At 68.3% G+C, this 21,593-nt stretch carries 17 protein-coding genes; 12 read left to right on the top strand and 5 right to left on the bottom strand.

Annotated elements, in window-relative coordinates:
- Nucleotides 1-129 precede the first annotated feature (129 nt).
- The 3 genes from ACWPKK_RS02495 to ACWPKK_RS02485 all read left to right on the top strand — a co-directional run bounded on the left by ACWPKK_RS02495 (nucleotide 130) and on the right by ACWPKK_RS02485 (nucleotide 3,216).
- A complete protein-coding gene (locus ACWPKK_RS02495; protein ID WP_452000824.1) occupies nucleotides 130-1,737 on the top strand; it encodes an ATP-binding protein in 1,608 nt (535 codons plus the stop codon).
- A 151-nt stretch (nucleotides 1,738-1,888) separates the two neighbouring features.
- Nucleotides 1,889-2,380, top strand: a complete 492-nt coding sequence (locus ACWPKK_RS02490) for an MmcB family DNA repair protein (protein WP_452000823.1) — start codon at nucleotides 1,889-1,891, stop codon at nucleotides 2,378-2,380.
- 98 nt (nucleotides 2,381-2,478) lie between these two features.
- Nucleotides 2,479-3,216, top strand: coding sequence for a response regulator (locus ACWPKK_RS02485; RefSeq protein ID WP_452000821.1), 738 nt, complete (start codon nucleotides 2,479-2,481; stop codon nucleotides 3,214-3,216).
- Nucleotides 3,217-3,247: 31 nt separating this feature from the next.
- Here the strand turns inward: ACWPKK_RS02485 and ACWPKK_RS02480 are convergent, their stop codons facing one another.
- On the bottom strand, nucleotides 3,248-4,495 hold the full coding sequence (locus ACWPKK_RS02480) for a serine hydrolase (RefSeq protein ID WP_452000819.1): 1,248 nt from the start codon (nucleotides 4,493-4,495) through the stop codon (nucleotides 3,248-3,250).
- Nucleotides 4,496-5,028: 533 nt separating this feature from the next.
- Between ACWPKK_RS02480 and ACWPKK_RS02475 the strand changes: the two genes are divergently transcribed.
- Nucleotides 5,029-5,751: a hypothetical protein gene (locus tag ACWPKK_RS02475; protein WP_452000818.1), complete on the top strand. Its 723-nt coding sequence runs from the start codon at nucleotides 5,029-5,031 to the stop codon at nucleotides 5,749-5,751.
- A gap of 5 nt (nucleotides 5,752-5,756) precedes the next feature.
- Here the strand turns inward: ACWPKK_RS02475 and ACWPKK_RS02470 are convergent, their stop codons facing one another.
- Nucleotides 5,757-6,530 (bottom strand): peptidase, encoded by a 774-nt coding sequence (locus ACWPKK_RS02470; protein WP_324865319.1) that lies wholly within the window; start codon nucleotides 6,528-6,530, stop codon nucleotides 5,757-5,759.
- A gap of 494 nt (nucleotides 6,531-7,024) precedes the next feature.
- Between ACWPKK_RS02470 and ACWPKK_RS02465 the strand changes: the two genes are divergently transcribed.
- The 5 genes from ACWPKK_RS02465 (at nucleotide 7,025) to ACWPKK_RS02445 (ending at nucleotide 12,325) form a co-directional block, all read left to right on the top strand.
- Complete coding sequence (locus ACWPKK_RS02465; protein ID WP_324865321.1) at nucleotides 7,025-7,537, top strand: phasin family protein; 513 nt, start codon at nucleotides 7,025-7,027, stop codon at nucleotides 7,535-7,537.
- Nucleotides 7,538-7,853: 316 nt separating this feature from the next.
- Nucleotides 7,854-8,327, top strand: coding sequence for a phasin family protein (locus ACWPKK_RS02460; protein WP_452000816.1), 474 nt, complete (start codon nucleotides 7,854-7,856; stop codon nucleotides 8,325-8,327).
- Between the two features lie 333 nt (nucleotides 8,328-8,660).
- Nucleotides 8,661-8,987 carry an ATP-dependent Clp protease adapter ClpS gene (clpS, locus tag ACWPKK_RS02455; protein WP_063633957.1) on the top strand — a complete coding sequence of 109 codons (327 nt, stop codon included), beginning with the start codon at nucleotides 8,661-8,663 and terminating at the stop codon, nucleotides 8,985-8,987.
- An 8-nt stretch (nucleotides 8,988-8,995) separates the two neighbouring features.
- On the top strand, nucleotides 8,996-11,311 hold the full coding sequence (gene clpA / locus ACWPKK_RS02450; protein WP_109075459.1) for an ATP-dependent Clp protease ATP-binding subunit ClpA: 2,316 nt from the start codon (nucleotides 8,996-8,998) through the stop codon (nucleotides 11,309-11,311).
- A gap of 180 nt (nucleotides 11,312-11,491) precedes the next feature.
- Nucleotides 11,492-12,325: an NAD kinase gene (locus ACWPKK_RS02445; RefSeq protein WP_452004701.1), complete on the top strand. Its 834-nt coding sequence runs from the start codon at nucleotides 11,492-11,494 to the stop codon at nucleotides 12,323-12,325.
- Between the two features lie 19 nt (nucleotides 12,326-12,344).
- On the opposite strand, the gene ACWPKK_RS02440 is transcribed toward ACWPKK_RS02445, so the two are convergent.
- From ACWPKK_RS02440 to ACWPKK_RS02430, 3 genes are all read right to left on the bottom strand, one after another.
- Nucleotides 12,345-13,532: a PP2C family protein-serine/threonine phosphatase gene (locus ACWPKK_RS02440; protein ID WP_452000813.1), complete on the bottom strand. Its 1,188-nt coding sequence runs from the start codon at nucleotides 13,530-13,532 to the stop codon at nucleotides 12,345-12,347.
- 10 nt (nucleotides 13,533-13,542) lie between these two features.
- Nucleotides 13,543-14,340, bottom strand: coding sequence for an ATP-binding protein (locus ACWPKK_RS02435; RefSeq protein ID WP_324865332.1), 798 nt, complete (start codon nucleotides 14,338-14,340; stop codon nucleotides 13,543-13,545).
- A 64-nt stretch (nucleotides 14,341-14,404) separates the two neighbouring features.
- The gene (locus ACWPKK_RS02430; RefSeq protein WP_324865334.1) at nucleotides 14,405-14,710 is read right to left on the bottom strand and encodes an STAS domain-containing protein; all 306 of its coding nucleotides are present in this window, start codon (nucleotides 14,708-14,710) and stop codon (nucleotides 14,405-14,407) included.
- Between the two features lie 293 nt (nucleotides 14,711-15,003).
- On the opposite strand from ACWPKK_RS02430, the gene ACWPKK_RS02425 reads away from it, so the two are divergent.
- Genes ACWPKK_RS02425 through ACWPKK_RS02415 form a run of 3 tightly spaced genes read left to right on the top strand, consistent with a single transcriptional unit; the run spans nucleotide 15,004 to nucleotide 21,589 of the window.
- Entirely contained in the window at nucleotides 15,004-17,424 is a 2,421-nt protein-coding gene (locus tag ACWPKK_RS02425) for an ATP-binding protein (RefSeq protein ID WP_452000810.1), read from the top strand.
- Nucleotides 17,421-20,180 carry an ATP-binding protein gene (locus ACWPKK_RS02420; RefSeq protein WP_452000808.1) on the top strand — a complete coding sequence of 920 codons (2,760 nt, stop codon included), beginning with the start codon at nucleotides 17,421-17,423 and terminating at the stop codon, nucleotides 20,178-20,180. Before ACWPKK_RS02425 ends, ACWPKK_RS02420 begins: the two co-directional genes overlap by 4 nt.
- On the top strand, nucleotides 20,177-21,589 hold the full coding sequence (locus ACWPKK_RS02415; protein ID WP_452000806.1) for a DUF1329 domain-containing protein: 1,413 nt from the start codon (nucleotides 20,177-20,179) through the stop codon (nucleotides 21,587-21,589). Before ACWPKK_RS02420 ends, ACWPKK_RS02415 begins: the two co-directional genes overlap by 4 nt.
- Nucleotides 21,590-21,593: the final 4 nt, after the last annotated feature.

Below are 21,593 nucleotides of genomic sequence, written 5' to 3'. Positions count from 1 at the left end.
TTGCTTTTTCGGTAAATCCCATGGACTCCACCTGCAAAGGAGGCTTTCTGTTACAATTCGACAAATAATCGTCGCCATTCCAGGCTTGGCCTTCAGCGTTTTTTAGGAATGGGCCGCAATGATGGTTGGATGGAATGCGACGCGCAGACTTGTGACGACGGGGAAAGCGGCCGGGCGACGGCCGGGAAAGTCCTGCCCGATGATCTTTTCCTGTCGGCAATGATGCGGCTGCCGGTCGCGGTCGCCCTTCTCAAGGCCCACCGCGACTGCACCGGCGCGCTGACGGACCTCGAATGGCGGTCGGCCAACGCGGCAGCGGAACGGCTGCTGGGCGCCGCCCCTCTGGCCGGTCGCCGGCTGCGCGGCGGTGCGACCGACGCCGCCTGCCCCGGACTGTTCGCGCTGCTGGCGGACGCCCTGCATGAACCGGTGGAGCGGACGGTCGCAGCGCGGCGCGGCGGCATTCCCGTGCGCTGGCGGGTGGTGGCTGCCCCGGCGCCCGGCGGCCTCAGCGCGATCCTGACCGACCTGGGCCCGGAGGCGCCCTCCGTGGCCGAAGCGCTTGCGGAAAGCCTGACCGCCGCGCTGGAGCACAGCGCCGAGAGCTTCGCCCTGTTCGACCATGACGACCGCCTCGTCCACGCCAACAGCCGGTTGAAGAGCGACCTGCCCGCGCTGGCCGACCGGCTGGTCCCCGGCGTGCCCTTCGAGGAGCTGGCCCGCAGCTTCGCCCTGTCCGATCCCCGCCTGACCACGGAGGAGGAGCGCGCGACATGGCTGAGGGTGCGGCTGGAGCGGCATCGCCGGCTGGAGCCGCCGGTGGTCGTGCCGCTGCCTGACGGGCGCTGGCTGCTCAGCCGTGAACATGCGGTGCCCGGCGGCGTGCTGGTCCATTACACCGACGTCACCACGCTGAAGCTGAACGAGGAACGGATGCGCGTCCGCGAAGCGGAGGCGCGCGCCGCCCGCAGCGAGGCGGAAAGCGCCAATCGCGCCAAGAGCGCCTTCCTGGCGCAGATGAGCCACGAGTTGCGGACGCCCCTGAACGCCGTCCTGGGCTTTTCCGAGATGCTGCTGTCGGAGCCGTTCGGGCCGCTGGGCAACCCGCGCTACCGCAGCTATGCCGGCGATATCCGCGATGCCGGAAGCCATCTGCTGGCCCTGATCGACGATATCCTGGAGTTGTCGCGCCTGGACGGCACCATGCCGATGGCCGAGGAGGGGGTGGATCTGGACGCCCTGTCGCTCAAGGTCGCCGCAGCCCTGCAGGAGGTCGCGGCAGAGGGCGAGGTCCGCCTGCGCCGCGACGTGCCGGCCGACCTTCCGCTTCTGCAGGGCGACGCCCAGGCGCTGACCCAGATGCTGACCAATCTGCTGTCGAACGCCGTCACCCACACCCGACCGGGCGGCGAGGTGGTGCTGACGGCACAACTGATGCCCGACGGCGGGATCGGAATGATGGTGGCCGACACCGGCGTCGGCATCCCGACCGCCGAGCTTCCCCGCATCCTCCACCCGTTCGAGCTGCAGGATTCCACCATCGCCCGCAATTCCCGCGGGACCGGGCTGGGCCTGCCGATCGTCAAGCGGCTGGCTGAAATGCATGGCGGCCGGCTGGAGCTGACCAGCGAGCCGGGAGTCGGCACCGCCGCCGTTCTGGTGTTCCCCGCCGACCGCAGCCTGCCGCGCGACCGTTGCAGGCCGGCTCCCCTGCCCCCGGTCGTCATTCCGGGCTGAGGGGGCCAAACCGAGTTGCCCGGACCGAGTCGGGTTCGGACCGGGCACAGCCCGTCATACTCTTTTTGCCCCTTGGCGCCGAGGGGCGGACGCGGCATTGTGCTCCCATCGTTCCCGAACCGTTCTATTTTCCAGTGGTGGCGCAGCGCCAATGAGCGACGACCTTGCCGTTCCGGCTTCCGATGGTGAAACTGCCCTGTCCGCCGGCGGAGCGGTGCCGATCTTCCGCGGCGTGCGGCGGGCGCTGGCGATGCGCGGCTATGCCACCCTGACCGAATTCCGGCTGGCGAGCGGACGGCGGGCCGACGTGCTGGCCATCGACGAGTCCGGCTGCATCCTGATCGTCGAGGTGAAGAGCGGCGTTCCCGACTTCCGGTCCGACCAGAAATGGCAGGAGTATCGCGAATGGTGCGATGCCTTCTATTTCGCCGTCGACGACGGGTTCCCGACCGAACTGATCCCGGAGGATTGCGGGCTGATGGTGGCCGACGCTTACGGCGCCGAGATCCTGCGCGAGGCGCCGGTCAGCAAGCTGGCCGCCGCCCGCCGCAAGACCCTGCTGCTGCGCGCGGCGATGACCGGCGCCGGGCGCCTGCACCGGATCGAGGATCCGATGTTCACCCAGGCCTCTCCGACCGTGTGACGCCGCCCCCTTACGACACTGTCTCATGGTGTGGGTGCGCACCGCCTGCGAAGCGGCTAGACTGCGGTCCTGTCATCAACCGGGAAGAGCGGACCGGCATGCCCCCCTTGCACATCCTGCTGGCGGAAGACGAGACGGTCACCCGCCTTGCCGCCCGCGCCCTGCTGGAACGTGCCGGCCATCGGGTCGTGGCGGTGGAGGATGGCCCGGCCGCCGTCGCGGCCGCCGCGCAGATCGCCTTCGACCTGATCCTGATGGATTTGGGGTTGCCCGGCCTGCCCGGCGACGAGGCCGTGCGCGCCATCCGCAACCGGCCGGCCGGCGGCACCCCGCGGATCCTGATGCTGACGGCCAGCATCACCGCCGATGGCCGCGACCGCTGCGCCGGCTGCGGTGCCGACGGCATCCTGGCGAAACCCCTGAAGCTGGACGCCCTGGCCGCCGCAATGGCCGGCTCGCCGCAAGCGGTCCCGCCGGTGGACGAGCCTGATTTCGACGAAAGCGCCATTGCGACGATGCGGGACATGCTGCCGCCCGACCGCACCGCCGAGTTGATCGGCAAGACGGCGGCCGTGCTGCGCCAGCACGATCAAACGCTCGGCGAAGCATTGCGGAACGGGGATCGGATGACTGCCGGGGCGATGGCGCACAAGATCGCCGGCGTGTCGGGCCAGTATGGCTGCCTCGCCCTGCGTCGCGCCGCCCGCGCACTGGAGGCGGCGTTGGAGGACGGCAGCGCTGCCGACCTGCAGCGGCGGATGGCCGATCTGACCGGCGCAATGGCGCCGGCGCTGGCGTTTCTGGATCGTTGGGCCGTGGTGGCGGCGCGGGGGTGATCCCCCCGCCCCGTTCCGCGATGGGCGCCGGTCAGCCGCGCTCGCCGGGCGACACGGCAACGCAATGGTGGCCGTGCTTCGTGAGGACCGCGCAGGCCTTGCGCGCATCCTTCTCGTCAAGACCGGTCAGGCGGGCGCGATAGACGGTGTCCTTGCCGGCCTTCGCCTCCACCACGCTGGCCTTGGCCGCGCGCAGGATGAAGGGAGCCTGCTTGACCGCCTGGCTGACCGCCTTGTTGCCGGCCGCACGGCTGGAGAAGGCGCCGACCTGGACACCCCAATGCGAACCGGCCTCTCGGGTGGCCTTGCTCTCCCGCGCCGGAGCGGCGGGAACCGCGGCCATCTGCACGGCGGCGCGCACCGGCTTGGCCTTCACCACCGGCTCGTCGTCGTCATCCCCCTCGGCTTCGGAGGCGTCGGAGCGCGTGGTGTCGAGGCTTGCCATCACCGGCCCGTCGTCGTGGCCATGGCTGGGCCGGCCGAAGGCCTGGTCGAGCAGCGCCGCCATCTTGTTGTCGCGCGACCCGGCGGACTTGCCGCCCATCACCACGCCGACCAGACGGCGCCCGTCCCGCACCGCCGATGCGGCGAGGTTGAAGCCGGAGGCCACGGTGTAGCCGGTCTTGATGCCGTCCATGCCCTCGTAGCGGGACATCAGGTGGTTGTGGTTGGCCAGCGTGCGGCCGCCATAGACGAAATTGCGGCGGCTGAAATAGGGATAGTATTTGGCGTGGTCGCGCATCAGGGCGCGGGACAGCGCGGCATAGTCGCGGGCGGTCGTCACCTGCTCCATGTTCGGCAGGCCCGACGCGTTGCGGTAGACGGTGCGGCGCATGCCCAGTTCGCGCGCCTTGCGCGTCATCATCTCGGCAAAGCGGGATTCGGTGCCGCCCAGCGCCTCCGCCAGGACGACGGCTGCGTCGTTGGCCGACTTGGTGACGAGACCGAGGATCGCGGTTTCGACCTTCAGCGTCTGGCCGGCACGCAGGCCGAGCTTGGTCGGCGACATGCTCTCCGCGAAGGAGGAAACCGGCAACTGCTGGTCGAGGGACAGGCGGCCGTCCTCCAGCGCGTCGAAGGCGAGGTACAGCGTCATCATCTTGGTCAGCGACGCCGGATGGACGATGGCGTCGGCGTCCTGGTCGATCAGCACCTGCCCGGTCCGGGCATCGACCACGATGGCCGCAGCCTTCGCCGCCAGCGCTTCGGCCGCCGAAAGGCCCGACCCGACGGCCACCATGCCCAGCAGCGCGGCCGCCGCGAGGAAATGGCGTCCCACACCCGCCGAACTCCGCCCGCCGGCCGTGTCCGTTCCGCGAAAGGCGAACGGAAACAATCCGTTACGAACGGTGTTGCGCGTTACACTCATGATGGCCCCGCCAACCGCTAGATTTTGGTGCTTGGTTCAATGGTAAATTCGTGCGAAATCAGTGTCTAGCAGGAATTCGTTAATTTCTTGCTTTGGCTTTTGGCAGTGTCTGTGACCAAAATGGCAGGTCCTGGCTGACGGAGGATGGCGGGGAAGACTGCGGAGGACGGCACGCAAGCGGAGGGGTTACGGCATGGGGGCAGACGGATTACCGGCGCCCTCCGATCGGCCGGGGCCCGGCGATCGGGCTTGCCGTCGCGACCTGCGCCCTCCACCTACCAGGGGCCGCTGACGCGAGGCAAGCGACAATGAGCCGTGGTCATCAAAGAAGCGTCCCGGACACAAGCGTACCGGGAACAACCGTTCCGGCCGACGCCTTTTCCCCCGGGGGCCTTCGCCGCGGCCTCTCCCGCCGTGCAACCGCGGCCCGCCTGGCGGCATCCGTGGCGGCATCCCTGCTGGTGCTCGCCGGCTGCAGCTCCGCCGGGCCGACCGACAATCCGGTGGCGCGCAAGCTGACCTGGTTCAGCTATCTCAACGGCGACGACCTGAGGACGCGCTGCGGCAAGGACGGGACCGACCGCTTCCGCCTGATCTTCAACGCCGATTACAACCGTCATGTGCGGACATACGACGTCGTCGGCGATCCCGAGCGCGGCGGTGCCGCGGTGGAGGCGCATGTGATCGAGGCGACCGACCTCGCCCGCATCACGCCGGCCGATCCCTTCTCCGCCGCCCGCGGCCGCAAGGCGACGCTGCAACTGAGCGCCGCGCAGTATGACAGCTTCATCGGCCGCCTGCGCGAGGACGGTGCGTTCGACCCGCCGCCTCACGGTCTGAGGCTTCCGTCGAACGGCTTTTATTGGCTGATCAACGGTTGCCGTTCCGGGCAGTGGTTCTTCACCGCCTATCCCTACCCGTCCAGCCGCTTCACCGACGCCCGGTTCCCGGAGCTTCTGCGCAGCATCGACCCGACCGGCGTCGCCTATCCCGGCCTGCCGGAGCCGGAGGACGCGCCGCGCACCCTGCCCTCCTCCGGCCAATTGGCGGACGGCGGCGTGTTCTTCGAGGTCCAGGTCGGCCGCAACGGGCAGGGCCACTATGGGCTGGTCGGCCCGACCGCACCCTTCGGGGCGCTGATGCTCGGCGCCCTTCCGGAGGACTGAACCGCTCAGGCCGGCTCCTCGGCCGGTTGTTCGGTGATCAGGCGCGGGCGCAGGTTGTCGGGCACCAGGGTCTCGACCCACGGGCCGTCCGGCATGCGGCGGGCCAGCTCCGTCAGGTTGCGGTTCCACCACTGGCGCTGTTCGCTGAGGTCGTCATAATCGTAGTTCGACTGGCGCCAGCTGCGCGATTCCGCATGGTAGGACACCATGTCGATGGGAAAGCCGACGTCGTTGCTGGAAAAGCGGGTGCTGTCGAAGGACAGGTAGGCAAGCTTCAGCGCCGTCTGCATGTCGGTGCCGTAGGTCAGTGCCCGGTCCAGGATCGGCTTGCCGTAGGCGGTGGCGCCGATCGACAGGTAGGGCGTGCGCTCGTCCACCTCGATCCAGTTGCCTTCCGGATAGACCAGGAACATGTAGGGCTCCCGGTCCTCGGCCAGCTGGCCGCCGATGATGGCATGCAGGTTGAAGTGCAGCTTCGACGCCTCCAGCGACTCCTTATCCTCCGCGGCGACTTGCCGCAGGCAGGCGGTGAAGGCCGATACTGCGTCCAGCATGGTCGAGTATGCCTCGCCCCGGCGCTTCTGCATGTCGCGGCGGAGATAGGCCAGCGTCTTGTCGCGCACGCTGCGCAGGCCGGAATTCATGATGAAGAAGCGGTCGCCGCCGCTGCCCATCATCGTCACCTTGCGGGCCGAGGAAAGCTGCGACCCGCTGGTGATGCGGCCGTCCGACAGACCGATCAGGCCGTCGCGTGTCTTGATGCCAAGGCAATAGGTCATGATCGAAGGGGTCCCGAAGATGCGGCCAGGAGAGCGGGCGGCCGGGGGCGCCGCGTCCAAGCGCCGCACCTGACCATTGGCCGAGGCGATTCACGCCCACGGCCACGCTACACTTGTCCCACCGCCGGTAAATCCTTCGTTAAGGAGTTGCTTCATTAAGGAGTTGCCGCCGGTTCCGCGACCACAGCACCCGCCGGCAACGTCCGCGATGCCGTGCTCGCCGGAAATTCACGCGATCGGGGTGTGGTGCGGCGCAAAAGTATAGGCCGGATACTTGCCGAACGGACTGTTGACAGCGCCCCCTGCCTAGCCCATAAAATCCTCATATTGCAGTGCAGCATTCCTGAGGCCGGATTGCGGCTTCGGGGACCGGCTGGACCGGATGCACAACGTATAAACGCAACGCAAACCGCTGCCGGCAGGCTTGTGCCCCGCTTCGCGGCGGCCGGGCCCATCGTCCAAACGTCGGCATCAGCCAGGAAGGAACGCGCGTCATGAACCAGTTCACGCCGAAGTCGCTCGAGAACGTCGCCGCCCAGGCGAAGGAGCAGTATGAAGGTCTGGTGAAGGCCGGCCAGGAGCAGACGGTCAAGCAGTTCGAGCAGACCGCGACCGCCGCCAAGGAGCAGTTCGAGAAGACCGCCGCCCAGATGCTGAAGAGCTACGAGGACCTGCAGGCCACCGGCAAGGCCAATGTCGAGGCCCTGATCGCCAGCAGCACCATCGCCGCCAAGGGCGCCGAGGATCTGGGCCGCGAGGTCGTCGCCTACGGCCAGTCGGCGCTGGACAAGTCGATCACCACCGGCAAGGCCCTGCTGGCCGCCAAGACCCTGCAGGAAGTCGTCGAGCTGCAGAACGATTTCCTGAAGTCGAGCTTCGACGCGATGCTGGCCGAGACCAGCCGCCTGCAGGAGCTGACCACCAAGGTCACCAACGAGGCGCTGGCCCCGCTGAACGCCCGCGTCACCGCGACGGTGGAGACCTTCTCCAAGCCGATCGCCGCCTGATCGATCCGATCCGATAGATCCTGACGGCCGGGGTTCAGCAATGGACCCCGGCTTCGCAAACGGCCCGGCAACCTCCACGCGGTTGCCGGGCCGTTTGCGTCTGAGGGGGCTGGCTTGCACGCCATGATTTTTGTGCAGTGCACAATAAGCCGTTGACTCCGGGGCCGGCCTCCCATACATTCTGCTTATGTTGCACTGCAGCATATCTCGGGCGCCCGCCCAAACGGGGTCCGAGGGTTTCAACCCACTCCGCACCCGGTCGCCGCATCGTCGGGGCCGCGCGGTTGACCCCTGAGAGAGCGCGAGGAGCATAGCCATGTCCGACCAGATCACCGCCGTCACCAAATCCGTCGAAGATGCCATCACCACCGCCAAGCAGAACCTGGAAGGCCTCGTGAAGGCCCAGCAGGAGCAGGTCGAAAAGGCCTCCGCCCAGGTGCTGAAGGGCTATGACGAGCTGACCGTGCTGACCAAGCAGAACGTCGACGCCTTCGTGAAGTCCGGCACCGTCGTCGCCAAGGGCGCGGAAGAGGCCGGCAAGCAGGTCGCCGCCTTCACCCAGTCCTCGCTGGAGAAGAGCGTGTCGAACGCCAAGGCCCTGCTGGCGGTGAAGACGATCCAGGAACTGGTCGAGCTGCAGAACGCCTACGCCAAGGCCAGCATCGACGCGCTGGTGTCGGAAAGCACCAAGCTGCAGGAGCTGACCGTCAAGATCGCCAGCGAGGCGCTGGCCCCGCTGAGCGCCCGCGTCAACGCCACGGTCGAGGTCCTGTCGAAGAAGGCTGCCTGACCGGCGGAACCGGCCGGGCCTTGACCGGCCTGCCGACCATTCCCAGCTGATGGCCCGCATCGCGGCGGCCCGGCATCCCGGACAGGGATGCCGGGCCATTTTGCGTTCGCTGTCCACCGAATCCCCGCGGTGCCGCGGGAAAGGGCTAGGGTTTTCCGCCGATTGCGGCCTGATCGAAAGCGATGTCTCCTATTACGGGGTAGCGGGAGGTCCGGCGGACCAAAGGAGGGTCTGCCAAATGGAGGGTGACTGAAAACGGCCCCTTCCCACCGCGACCGAAATGCCCATATCATTCACATAGACAGTGCATCGCGATGACATTCGACTGGGACCATGGCCGACTCTGACAAGCAGGGCAACGACGGCACGAACAGCGGCGTGGTCGTAAAGGCCAAGCCAAAGACCAAAAAGCCGTCGATGTATAAGGTCTTGATGTTGAACGACGATTACACTCCCATGGAGTTCGTCGTTCTCGTTCTCGAACGCTTCTTCAGCAAATCGCGGGAGGAAGCGACACAGATCATGCTGCATGTGCACCGGCGGGGTGTGGGGTTGTGCGGCGTGTTCACCTACGAGGTGGCGGAGACGAAAGTCACGCAGGTGATGGACTTTGCACGCCAGCACCAGCACCCGCTGCAATGCACGTTAGAAAAGGATTAGACCCACACATGCTGTCGCGTAACCTGGAACAGACGCTGCACCGAGCCCTGGCCCACGCGAACGAGCGCAGGCATGAATACGCGACGCTCGAACATCTGCTTCTCGCGTTGACCGAAGACTCCGATGCTACCGCCGTCTTGCGCGCTTGCGGGATCGACCTCGACCGACTGCGCGCGGAACTGTCGGATTACCTCGACAACGAACTTGCGAACCTTATCACGAACAGGCCCGATGACGCCAAGCCGACGGCTGGTTTCCAACGGGTTCTGCAGCGTGCGGCCATCCACGTCCAGTCGTCGGGACGTGAGGAGGTGACGGGAGCAAATGTCCTCGTCGCCTTGTTCTCTGAACGCGAGAGCCACGCGGTTTATTTCCTGCAGGAGCAGGAGATGACCCGGTTCGACGCGGTCAACTACATCTCTCACGGAATCGCGAAGGCTCCGGGCCGCTCGGAAACCAAGCGGGTCTCGGGCGCTGACGACGAGGCGGCGGCGGAGAAGGTCGTGAAAAAAGGCAGCGAAGCGCTCGAGGCTTACTGTGTCAACCTGAACAAGAAGGCGTCCGGCGGGAAGATCGATCCGCTGATCGGCCGGGAGCAGGAGGTCGAACGGACCATCCAGATCCTGTGCCGGCGGTCGAAGAACAATCCGCTGTATGTCGGCGACCCCGGTGTCGGCAAGACCGCCATCGCCGAGGGCCTGGCCCGCCGCATCGTCCAGCAGGAAGTGCCGGAGGTGCTGCGCAACGCCACCATCTTCGCGCTCGACATGGGCTCGCTGCTGGCCGGCACGCGCTACCGCGGCGATTTCGAGGAGCGGCTGAAGGCCGTCGTGTCGGAACTCGAGGCGACGGAGGGGGCCATCCTCTTCATCGACGAGATTCACACGGTGATCGGCGCCGGCGCCACCTCGGGCGGTGCGATGGATGCCTCGAACCTGCTGAAGCCGGCGCTGGCCTCCGGTTCGCTGCGCTGCATCGGGTCGACCACCTACAAGGAATACCGCAGCTACTTCGAGAAGGATCGGGCGCTGGTCCGCCGCTTCCAAAAGATCGACGTCAACGAGCCGTCGGTCGAGGATGCGATCAAGATCCTGCAAGGCCTGAAGCCCTACTACGAGAAGCACCACAAGGTCACCTACACCAACGACGCCATCCGCGTCGCGGTGGAGCTGTCGGCCAAGTACATCGGCGACCGCAAGCTGCCCGACAAGGCCATCGACATCATCGACGAGGTCGGTGCCGCGCAGATGCTGCTGCCGGAGAACAAGCGCCGCAAGAAGATCGGCGTGAAGGACGTGGAGGCGGTGGTCGCCAAGATCGCCCGCATCCCGCCGAAGTCGGTCAGCCGCGACGACAAGGAAACGCTCCTGAACCTGGAGCGCGACCTGAAGACCATGGTCTTCGGCCAGAACAAGGCGATCGACGCGCTGGTCTCCGCCATCAAGCTGGCGAGGGCCGGCCTGCGCGAGCCGGAGAAGCCCATCGGCAACTACCTGTTCACCGGCCCGACCGGCGTCGGCAAGACCGAGGTGGCCCGCCAGCTCGCCATGACTCTCGGCATCGAGCTGACCCGCTTCGACATGTCGGAGTATATGGAGCGGCACACGGTGTCGCGCCTGATCGGCGCACCTCCGGGCTATGTCGGCTTCGACCAGGGCGGCATGCTGACCGACGCCATCGACCAGCACCCGCACTGCGTCCTGCTGCTGGACGAAATCGAGAAGGCCCACCCGGATCTGTTCAACATCCTGTTGCAGATCATGGACCACGGCAAGCTGACCGACCACAACGGCAAGATCGTCGATTTCCGCAACGTCATCCTGATCATGACCTCGAACGCCGGGGCCGCCGACATGGCCAAGCCCGCCATCGGCTTCGAGCGTGACCGCCGGGTCGGCGAGGACATCGAAGCGGTCGAGAAGATGTTCACGCCGGAGTTCCGCAACCGTCTCGACGCGATCATCCCGTTCGCGCCGCTGACGCAGGAGGTCATCAACCGCGTCGTCGACAAGTTCATCATGCAGATGGAAGCGCAGCTGGAAGACCGCGGCGTGTCCATCGAGCTGAACGAAGAGGCGCGCGAGTGGCTGGGCAAGAAGGGCTACGACCCGCTCTACGGCGCCCGTCCGCTTGGCCGCGTGATCCAGGAGTACATCAAGAAGCCGCTGGCGGAAGAGCTGCTGTTCGGCAAGCTCAGCAAGGGCGGCCTGGTCAAGGTCACCGTCAAGGACGACAAGCCGGCCTTCGACTATGCCGAGGGCAACCGGCCGAAGCGCACCTCGGGCGACGACGACGAGGAAATGGTGTCGGAGATGGTCGAATAACTCGGCTGCTCCGTTCCATATCGTGAAAAGGGGGGCCGTCCGCGGCCCCCCTTTTCTGTTGTCCACCCGGCGGATGCGCTCTTTTGCATCGTCTCGTCACCGCGCGATACTTTTGCGCGAACGCCGGACTGCGCTATGGTCGGCACCATGACCGATCCCGCCGCCATGCAGTCCGCCGCCATGCAGTCAGCCGCCCAGCAGTCCGCAGATGCGCAGGCCCCCTTGCTGCCAGCGCCCGACGCGTTGCGCATCGCCTTCGCCTGCGCCGACACGGACGAGGCGCGCGCCGCCCGCACCCGGCTGGTCCACCGCTACGGCAACGCCACCCCGGACGAGGCCGACGTGATCGTGGCGCTGGGCGGCGATGGCTTCCTGCTGGAAACGCTGCACCGGGCGCTCACCCGTGATCGCGAGCAGCCGACACCGGTCTATGGCATGAACCGCGGATCGGTCGGCTTCCTGCTGAACGCCTACCGCGAGGAGGATTTGGCGGAGCGCATCGTGGCATCGCAGCATGTCCGCCTGCACCCGCTGCGCATGATCGCCACCCGGGTGAATGGCGAACGGGTGGAGGCGCTGGGCATCAACGAAGTGTCGCTCCTGCGCGAGACGCGGCAGGCGGCCAAGCTGCGCATTACGATCGACGGGGTGATCCGTCTGCCGGAGCTGATCTGCGACGGCGCCCTGGTGGCGACGCCGGCCGGCAGCACCGCCTACAACCTGTCGGCCCATGGCCCCATCGTGCCGCTGAACGCCGGCGTCCTGGCCCTGACCCCGATCAGCGCCTTCCGCCCGCGGCGCTGGCGTGGCGCCCTTCTGCCCCACGCCGCCCGGATCACCTTCGACGTGCTGGAGGAGATCAAGCGCCCGGTCAGCGCCGTCGCCGACTTCACCGAAGTGCGCGAGGTTCTGCAGGTGGAGGTTCAGGAATGCCGCGAGGTCGGCCTGACCCTGCTGTTCGACCCGGAACTGAATTTCGAGGAACGCATCCTGAAGGAGCAGTTCGCGCCCTGACCCCTTACTCCCCGTCCCTTTACGCCCGCCTTGCGACCCAGACGGCGGTCAGGTCGTCGCGCAGGGGCAGGCGGGTGCGGGCGTAGAAGCTGTCCATCATCGGGCCGAGCGGGTGCACGCGATCCTTGGCCAGCGCGTCGCGGACGAAGTCGGGCACGGCGTCCTGCCCCAGCGGGCCGAGTTCGTCGCCGCCGCATTCGATCAGCGCGTCGCTGTAGAGGAACAGGAAGCCGCCGCGCGGCAGGCGAAAGCTGTGGTCGACATACTGTGCCCGCCGCGAGGCCCCCAGCACCAGACCGGCCGAATCGAGCAGCCGGATGTCCGGACCATCGCCCTTCGTGCCGGCCGGCGTGCCCAGCACCGGGTTGGGCGACCCCGCCGCGGCGAAGGTCAGCGTGTCGGTGGCAAGGTCGAGGATGCCGAAGAAAGCGGTGGCGAACTGTCCCGTCGGCAGCACGTCCTTCAACGCGGCGTTCAGTTGCACCAGCCATTGCGACGGCGCCACATGATGCATGGGAAAACGGTCGATCAGCGTGTGCAGGCGGAAGGTGTTGATCGCCGCGGTGATGCCATGCCCGGCGAAGTCGACCATCAGAAGCCCGAGCCGGCGGTCGCCCAGCGGGTAGAGCCCCCAGAAATCGCCGCCCAACTCCGACGATGTCTCGAAATGGGCGTCCAACGTCAGGCCGTAGCGATCGGCCACCTCCGCCAGCCGGCGGCTTTCCGGCAGAAGCGAGGTCTGCATGGCGCGGGCATGCGAAAGCTCGCGCTGGACCCGCTCGCGGAAGGCGGCGAGATCGCTGAACAGCTTGCGCTTTTCCAGCTGATGGCGGACACGGGCGACGCATTCACCGGGTTTGATCGGCTTGGAGATGAAATCGCTGCCGCCGGCCTCGAAACAGCGCACCTGCTCCTCGTCGCTGTCCAGCGCGGTCTGGAACAGGACCGGCAGCTCCTCATGCGTCGCGTTGCGGCGCAACGCCTCGCACATCTCCCAGCCGTTCATCACCGGCATGTCGACGTCGAGCAGGACGAGGTCGGGACGGAAGCGGTCGACGGCCGCCAGCCCTTCCCGGCCGTTCTCGGCGAAGGCGATGTCGGTGATGCCGGCGCGGCGGATCACCAGGGCCAGCGATTTGCGGTTGAACTCGTTGTCGTCGACGATCAGGACACGGCAGTCCGACAGCGACAGGGCGGGAACCGGCATGAAGGCTCCGTCAGCGGTCGAACTGCAGAACGGTGCAGCGCCCGCCGTCGGTCACCGTCACGCGGGAGGCCAGCGTGCGCATGAAGACGAAGCCCCGGCCCGACCGCGCCTTGTTGCCGGTGGTTGCCGGCGCGAGCGCGACGTCGAAGCCGCCGCCCTGGTCCACCACGGCGATGGCGATGCTGCGCTCGTTCCAGCGGCAGAAGATGTCCAGCCGCCGCCGCACCACGGCAGGGTCGCCCAGCCGGTCGCGCATCATCTCGCCGAAGCGGCGATAGCCGCCGGGCTCACCCTTGACCGCGCTGGACAGGCCGAGGTTGCCGTGGACGATGGCGTTGGCGACCGCCTCGTGCAGGCAAAGCTCCACGTTGGACCGGCGCTGCGGGTCCAGCGCCCCGCGCCGGACCAGTTCGTCGCAGATCAGGACCGGACATTGCAGGCCATAGGCGCTGCCGGTGGTCAGCGACAGGTAGAATCCGGGCAGGCGCGGATGCTCCGCCGCCGGCGCGCCCGACCAGTCGTCCAGGAGCGCCGCGCATTCGTCGGTTCCCTCCCCCAACTCGACCGTCAGGAAAGGGCTGCGGTCGAAGGCGGCGCGCAGCCGGTCACGGTCCGCGCGCTCGAGCAACTGTGCCTCCACCGCCGGACAGACGCCCTCCGCAGCATCCGGCAGGCAGGCCGTCCCGACCCCGGTGCCGTCGAAGCGGGAGAAGATCCGGGCGGCCATGTCCGCCGGCACACGGTCGCGCAGCACGCTGAACGCACGGAGCGCCGGTTCGGCCGGGCTGTCGGGAAGGGCGGCATCCATGGCGGCAATCTCCCCAGTGAAAGGGACCGGTGCTGCCGGCGGCGGAAGGCCGGCTGCCGGATGTTCAATATTCGAAGGTGATGATCTCGGACAGGCGGGCGAGCTCGATCGACCGCCTCACGTCGCCGGCCGCCCCGCGGACGATCAGCTTCGTGTTCCGGGTCTCCGCCTCTTCCTGCAGGATCAGCAGCATGCCGAGACCGGCGGAGTCGATGAACTCAAGCGCCGACAGGTCGAGCACGACCCGGCTGCCCCCCAGGTCCTGCAGCTGGGTCACGATATCGACCAGACGGTCGTGGTCGGTGAACTCCATCCGCCCGGACAGCCAGATCTCGGACTCCGCATCGGCTCTGATCGTCTTGAATTCCATACTTCCCCTCACCCATCGGTCGCCGGCCGACCACGCGCGTGCAGTCCGGACGGCCCTCATACGAATGCGCGCGAAACACCGGACATCCGCCTATGCACAGTAGTGCAACCCCGGTGTATGTCTCAAGCGCGGATACCGCACGGATTGTGCCTTTCACCCTGGCGCGACACTTTTCCCCTGCGCGACACCCCCGGGTTCACCCCCATGGACGCGCCGTCCGCAACGGGGTAGAACATGTTGACGGGCGCACGCGCGCCGCGTGCCGCACCAACGAACGTCCGGAACGGCAGTGCATGACCAGGATCGCTGAGGCGTGGCGGCGCGTGCCGGCGGTATCGGCAAAATTCCTGCTGATCCTGGTCCCAAGCCTGGTGGTCACCGTCTCGCTGTTTTCCGCCCTGTTCTTCTACGACCGCTACCAGGATCTGCAGGCGGCCCTGCGGGACAAGGTGGCGACCATCGCCGACATCAATGCCGCGGCGTTGTCCAACAACCTGTGGACCTTCGACGTCCAGGCGATCCGCAACGTGATCCAGGCCATCGGCGCCAACCGCGAGCTGGTCTGCGTCGAGGTGACGGACGATCTGGCCGACGGGCTGTTCGCCTGGCCGGGGCCGAGCTGCCCCTTGAGCGGCGACGCCAACATCGAACGGCGCGCCATCCGGGTGCAGAACCTCCAGGTCGGCACCATCACCCTGCACTACGACCACAAGGTCGCGCGTGAACAGTTGCGGCAGGAGGTGGTGAACACCGCCGTCCTCCTTCTGCTGATGCTGGCCGGCACCATCGCGGCGGCTCTGGCGGCGCTTCGGCTGACGGTGGGACGGCCGTTGCGGCGGCTGATCGCCTCCATCCTGGAATCGGAACGCGGCGGCGGGCTTCAGCCGGTGGATTGGCGCGCCTCCGACGAGCTCGGCCGGGTGATCCAGGCCCACAACGCCATGCTCGCTCGGCTGGGGCAGGAGGAAGCCGCCCTGCGCAAGAGCGAGCAGCGGCTGGCGCTGGCCATCACCGCCACCCGCTCCTCCGTCTGGGACTACGACCTGCGGACCGGGCAGTATTGGTGGTCGAAGGAGTTCCCCGCCCTGCTCGGCTACGGGCCGAACGATCTGACCATGACGACGGAGACCTGGGCGTCGCTGCTGCATCCGGACGAAGCGGAACGGGTGATGGCCGAGTCGCGGCGGCGGCTGCGCGACCGGGCCATGGCCTACACCGCGGTCTACCGCATGCGCCGGCGCGATGGCCGCTGGGCCTGGATCGAGGATCGCGCCACCGCACAGCGCGACCCCGACGGCCGCGCCCGGCGGCTGACCGGCACCATGTCGGACGTCACCGAACGGGTGCGGGCGGAACTGGACCTTGCGCACGAGCGCAACGTGCTGCAGGTCACGCTGGACAACACCGACCAGGGCATCATCAAGGTCGACGGCGGCGGCCGCGTGGTGATGGCGAACAGCCGCGCGGCGGAACTGTTGAACATCCCGCCGGACATGCTGACCGGCACCCCGCGCTTCGCCGACGTGGTCGCCCTCCAGCGCCGCCAGGGCGAGTTCGGCGAGATGGGCGACGATCCCGACCTGTATCTGAGTTACGGGATCGGCGGCCCGGATGGCAGCCCCCACGGCGGGTTGGACGGCGGCCCCGGCGGCCAACCCGACGAGCCGGCCGGCACCATCGACCAGCCCTTCACCTTTAAGCGCCGCCGCCCCGACGGCCGGATCGTGGAGGTGCGCACCAACCCGCTGCCGGAGGGCGGCTTCGTCCGCACCCTGACCGACGTGACGGTGGAGGCGCGGTCGGCCGAGGAAATCTTCAACGCGATGCAGGAACTGGAGAGGGCCTATGCCGACCTGAAGGAGACCCAGGCCAATCTCGTCCAGGCGGAGAAGATGGCCTCGCTCGCCCTGCTGGTCGCCGGCGTGGCGCACGAGATCAACACGCCCATCGGGATCGCCTTCGGCTGCGCCACCCATCTGTCGGGACGGACCGGCACCCTGGCCGAAGCGTTCGAGCGCGGGACGATGAAGAAGTCCGACCTCGCCGCCTATGTCGCCACAGCCGGCGAATCCTCCCGCCTGATCGAACAGAACCTGACCCGCGCCGCCGAACTGATCCAGAGCTTCAAGCGGGTCGCCGTCGACCAGACCAGCGAGGAGCGGCGCCGCTTCGACCTGCTGGCCTATCTGGAGGAGGTCGTGACCTCGCTCGGCCCCACCCTGCGCAAGAGCCGCCACCGCGTCGCCATCGCCTGCTCGCCCGGCATCCAGATGGACAGCTTCCCCGGCGCGCTCAGCCAGGTGGTGACCAACCTGGTGATGAATGCGCTGACCCACGCCTTCCCGTCCGACTGCAAGGGGCACATGGTGATCGACGTGGACGAGATGCCGGACGACGAGGTGGAGATCCGCTTCGCCGACGACGGCGTCGGCATCCCGGCGGAAAACCTGCCCAAAGTGTTCGAGCCTTTCTTCACGACCCGGCGCGGGTCGGGCGGCAGCGGGCTGGGGCTGCACATCGTCTTCAACCTGGTCACCCAGTCGCTGGGCGGGCGGATCTCGGTTGACAGCGTTGCCGGCGATGGAACTACCTTCACCCTGCGCATTCCGCGGACCGCCGCCAATCCGCAGGCGGCCCCGCACCCCCAGTCGCAGCCGCAACCACAGCCGTCCCACCTTCCGACGCCCGTCCCGCTGGAGACCGACCCCGCATGAGCACCGGCGCCGCCTTTGACGACGACGAGATCCTGTTCGCCGACGAGGAGGCGGAGGGCCTTGCGGATCGCTCCGGCGCCACGGCGGTCCAGCGCGCGCCCGCGCACGACCCGGCCGCCCCGCCCTGGACCATCCTGGTGGTGGACGACGAATCGGACGTCCATTCCATGACCGGCCTGCTGCTGGCCGATGTCGTCTTCCAGCGGCGGCGGCTGGAACTCGTCAGCTGCTTCACCGCGGCGGACGCCCGCGCAGTGCTGGAACACCGCCGCGACATCGCCGTGATCCTGCTGGACGTCGTGATGGAGGAGGATGACTCCGGCCTGAAGCTGGTCCGCTGGATCAGGGACGATCTGGGAAACCGCGATGTCCGCATCATCCTGCGCACCGGCCAACCGGGGCAGGCGCCGCAGCGCGACGTGATCGTCGATTACGACATCAACGACTACAAGCCGAAGGCCGACCTGTCGGCGGAAAGCCTGTTCACCGCCGTGATCGCGGCGTTGCGCGCCTTCGACCAGATCCAGTCGATCGAGACCCGCGTGGCTGAACGCACGCGCGAACTGCGCGAAAGCCGCGAGCAGGCGGAGGAGGCGACCAAGGCCAAATCGGCCTTCCTCGCCACGATGAGCCACGAGATCCGCACGCCGATGAACGGGGTGCTGGGCATGCTCGGCCTGCTGGAACGGACCGAACTGGACGAGCATCAGCGCGATACCGTCGCCACCATGCGCGAATCGGCCAGTGCGCTGTTGCGGATCATCGACGACATCCTGGATTTCTCGAAGATCGAAGCCGGGAAGATGGATCTGGAGCGGGTGCCGCTGTCGGTCCCGGCATTGGTCGAAGGGGTGGCGGAAACGCTGGCGCCCGCCGCCGGGGCGAAGGGGCTGGCGCTGCTGACCTATGTGGACCCTGCGATTCCGCCGGCCCTGCTGGGCGATCCGGTGCGGCTGCGCCAGATCCTGTTCAATCTTGCCGGCAACGCCATCAAGTTCACCGAGGCCGGCCGCGTCGTCCTGCGTGCCGAACTTGAGCCCGCAGCCGCGGTTGACAATGACGATGGCGGCGCGGAGCCGCTGCTGCGCATCGCGGTCTGCGACACCGGGATCGGCATCGCCGAATCCACCTGCCAGCGCCTGTTCCAGCCCTTCACCCAGGCGGAAAGTTCGACCACCCGGCGATTCGGCGGCACCGGGCTTGGATTGTCGATCAGCCGGCGGCTGGCCGCGCTGATGGGCGGCGAGATCGGGGTGGAAAGCGAACCCGGCGCCGGCTCCACCTTCTGGCTGCGCCTGCCGATGGCCCGCGCGGCGGCCCCCGCCCCGGCGGAGGACGGCAGCGACACCATCGGGCTGGACGGCCTGACGGTGCTGCTGGGCGTGCCCGACGATACCGAGCGCGGGTTCCTCGCCCGCTATCTGGAACAGGCCGGCGCCCGCGTGCTGCCCGCCGCCTCCCCGCCCGAACTGGCGACCCAGGCCCGCGTCGCGCGGGAGGCCGGATGCGCCGTCGGCGTCGTCACCATCGACGAGGCGCTGCATGTTCCCGCCGCGGCCTGCGCGCCCGACGAGTTCGGCCGCCGCAGCGGCGAGCCCCGGCCGCCGGTGGTCCTGCTCTGCCACGAGACGGGGGGAGAGGCGTCCGCCACCTCCCGTCCCGGCACGCGGGGCGCGGAGCCCGGCACCGTGGTGCTGAGCCGCCCGATACGCCGGCTGGTGCTGCTGCGCGCAGTGGCGGTCGCCGCCGGGCGGCTGGTTCCCCCGCCCGCCGCCCATGCCTGTCCCCATGACGCCGCCCCCGACGGCGCCTCCTCCACGCCCGCCGCCGGCCGTACCGCCGCCGCCACGAAACCTTCCGCGCCCGCCGCGCCCAGCGTGGAAGAGGCGATGGCCCAAGGGCGCCTGATCCTGGTGGCGGAAGACAATCCGGTGAACCGCAAGGTTCTGCTGATGCAGCTGCAGGCATTGGGCTATGCCGCGGAGATGGCTCCGGGCGGGGCGGAGGCGCTGGCTGCACTGGACGCCATGCGCCAGGGCCGGTGCCGCTACGCCCTGCTGTTGACCGACGTCCAGATGCCGGAGATCGACGGCTTCGAGCTGACCCGCCGCATCCGCGCCGCCGAGGCGGGTATCGGCGAACCGGATTTTGGCAGCCGTCTGCCGATCGTCGCGATCACCGCCAACGCCGCCCCCGCCGACATCGAGAACTACCGCGCCGCCGGCATGGACGATGTGCTGAGCAAGCCGCTGGAGCTGTCGCAACTGGCCGTCGCCCTCGCCCGCTGGATGCCGCCGGCGTCGGTTTCGTCCGATGCGGCGGAGACCGCGGCGGAGAGCGCTCCACCGCCATCCGCCCCGCCGCCTGTCCCACTGCCTGTCCCGCCGGCCGACGTTGAAGCGCTGATCGAACTCGGCAGCCTGCGGGCGCTGTGCGGGGGTGATGCGGCGATGCTGGCGGAACTGCTGGACGATTTCGTCACCATCGGCCGCGGGATCGTCGCCGATCTGGTTACGGCGCTGGGCAACGGCGACCGCGACTGGATGCGGGCCTGCGCCCACAATCTGAAAGGCTCCTCGCGCAACGCCGGTGCCAAGCCTCTGGCGGAGGCGGCCCGTGTGCTGGAGCAGGCCGCTGCCGAGGGTGCGCCGCTTTCCCAGCTTGCGGAGGCGGCCGACCGGCTGAGCGGCAGCTTCGCGGCGACTTGCGAGGCCATCGGCAAGGAGTTGGCCGAAGCGGAAAGTCCGGCACGATGAACGATCCGACGATCCGCCACCCCAGCCGGCGGGAGGCGCTGGGCTTTCTGCTGGGCGCCACCGTGGCGACGACGGTATCGCCGTTGCGGGCCCAGAATGCCCCGCCCCAGAATACCCCGCCCCAGAATACCCCGACAGAGGTCGGCGTGCCCCGGCTGGGCGAGGAGCTGACGCCCTTCGGGGCGGTGCGCGCCGGCAACCGCACGCGAGCTATCCCCGCCTGGACCGGAGGGCTGAACCAAGCGCCGCGCGGCTATGTGCCCGGCCGCCCCTCCCCCGATCCCTACATCGAGGATGTCCGCTGGTTCACCGTCGGCGCCGCCGATGTGGAGCGCTACAAGGTCCGGCTGACCGCCGGGCAACAGGCGCTGTTGGAAAAATATCCGGAAAGCTTCGAACTGGCGCTGTTCCCCTGCCGGCGCAGCGCCGCCGCCCCGCAACGCATCTATGACGCATCGATGGCGAACGCCGACCGGGCGACGCTGGGGGCGAACGGACTGGTCCTGCGCGATGCCGCGGTCGGCGTGCCCTTCCCCATCCCCGCCAACGGGCTGCAGGCGATGTGGAACCACAAGCTGCGCTGGCGTGGCGAGCGGGTGTCGCGCACCAGCATGACCATCGTCCAATCCGGCGACGGGTCGCGGTCGCAGACACGGCTGCGCGAGGATTTCCTCTCTCCTTACGCTGCCGGGGACACGGCGGCACCGCCGCTGCTCTACCGCCGCACGATTGTGGAACCGCGGGAACAGGCCGGCAGCAGTCTGGTGCTCCAGTCGACGCTCGACCCAATCGCCGCGCGGACCCGCGCCTGGGCGCGGGAGGGCGAACGCGGCCGGGTGGTGCCGGCGCCCGACTTCGCCTATGACACGCCGGACCCGGTGACGGGCGGCATCTGCACCGCCGACATGCTGGACATGTTCAGCGGCGCGCTCGACCGCTTCGACTTCACGCTGGTCACGCGGCGCGAGATGTACATGCCCTACAACGCCCACCGGCTGACCAACCCCGGCCTGACGGTGCGGGACATCCTGTGGCCGGGCCACCCCAACCCGCAGTTCCTGCGCTATGAGATGCACCGGGTCTGGGTGGTGGACGCCCGGCTGAAGCCGAACTTCCAGCACGCCCTGCCCGACCGCACCTATTACCTCGACGAGGACAGCTGGCAGGTCCTGGCGTCGGAGCATTACAACGGCAAGGGCGAACTCCTGCGCTACGCCGAAGCGCATCCGATCCCGCACTGGCAGGTGCCGGTCCTGGTCCCGACGGTGGAGTTCGCCTTCGACCTGACCACAGACCGCTATGTCGCCCGCGGCGTGGACAACGGCCTGCCGCCGCCGCAGTTCGACGCGCCGCTCAAGCCGGAAGACTTCACCCCCGAGGCCCTGGTCCGCCGGGGCCGGCGGGGGTGAGGAC

It is taken from the genome of Azospirillum largimobile (assembly GCF_977007025.2).
Note: the sequence above shows the minus strand (reverse complement) of the source record. Positions and strands in the feature narration are given on the sequence as shown.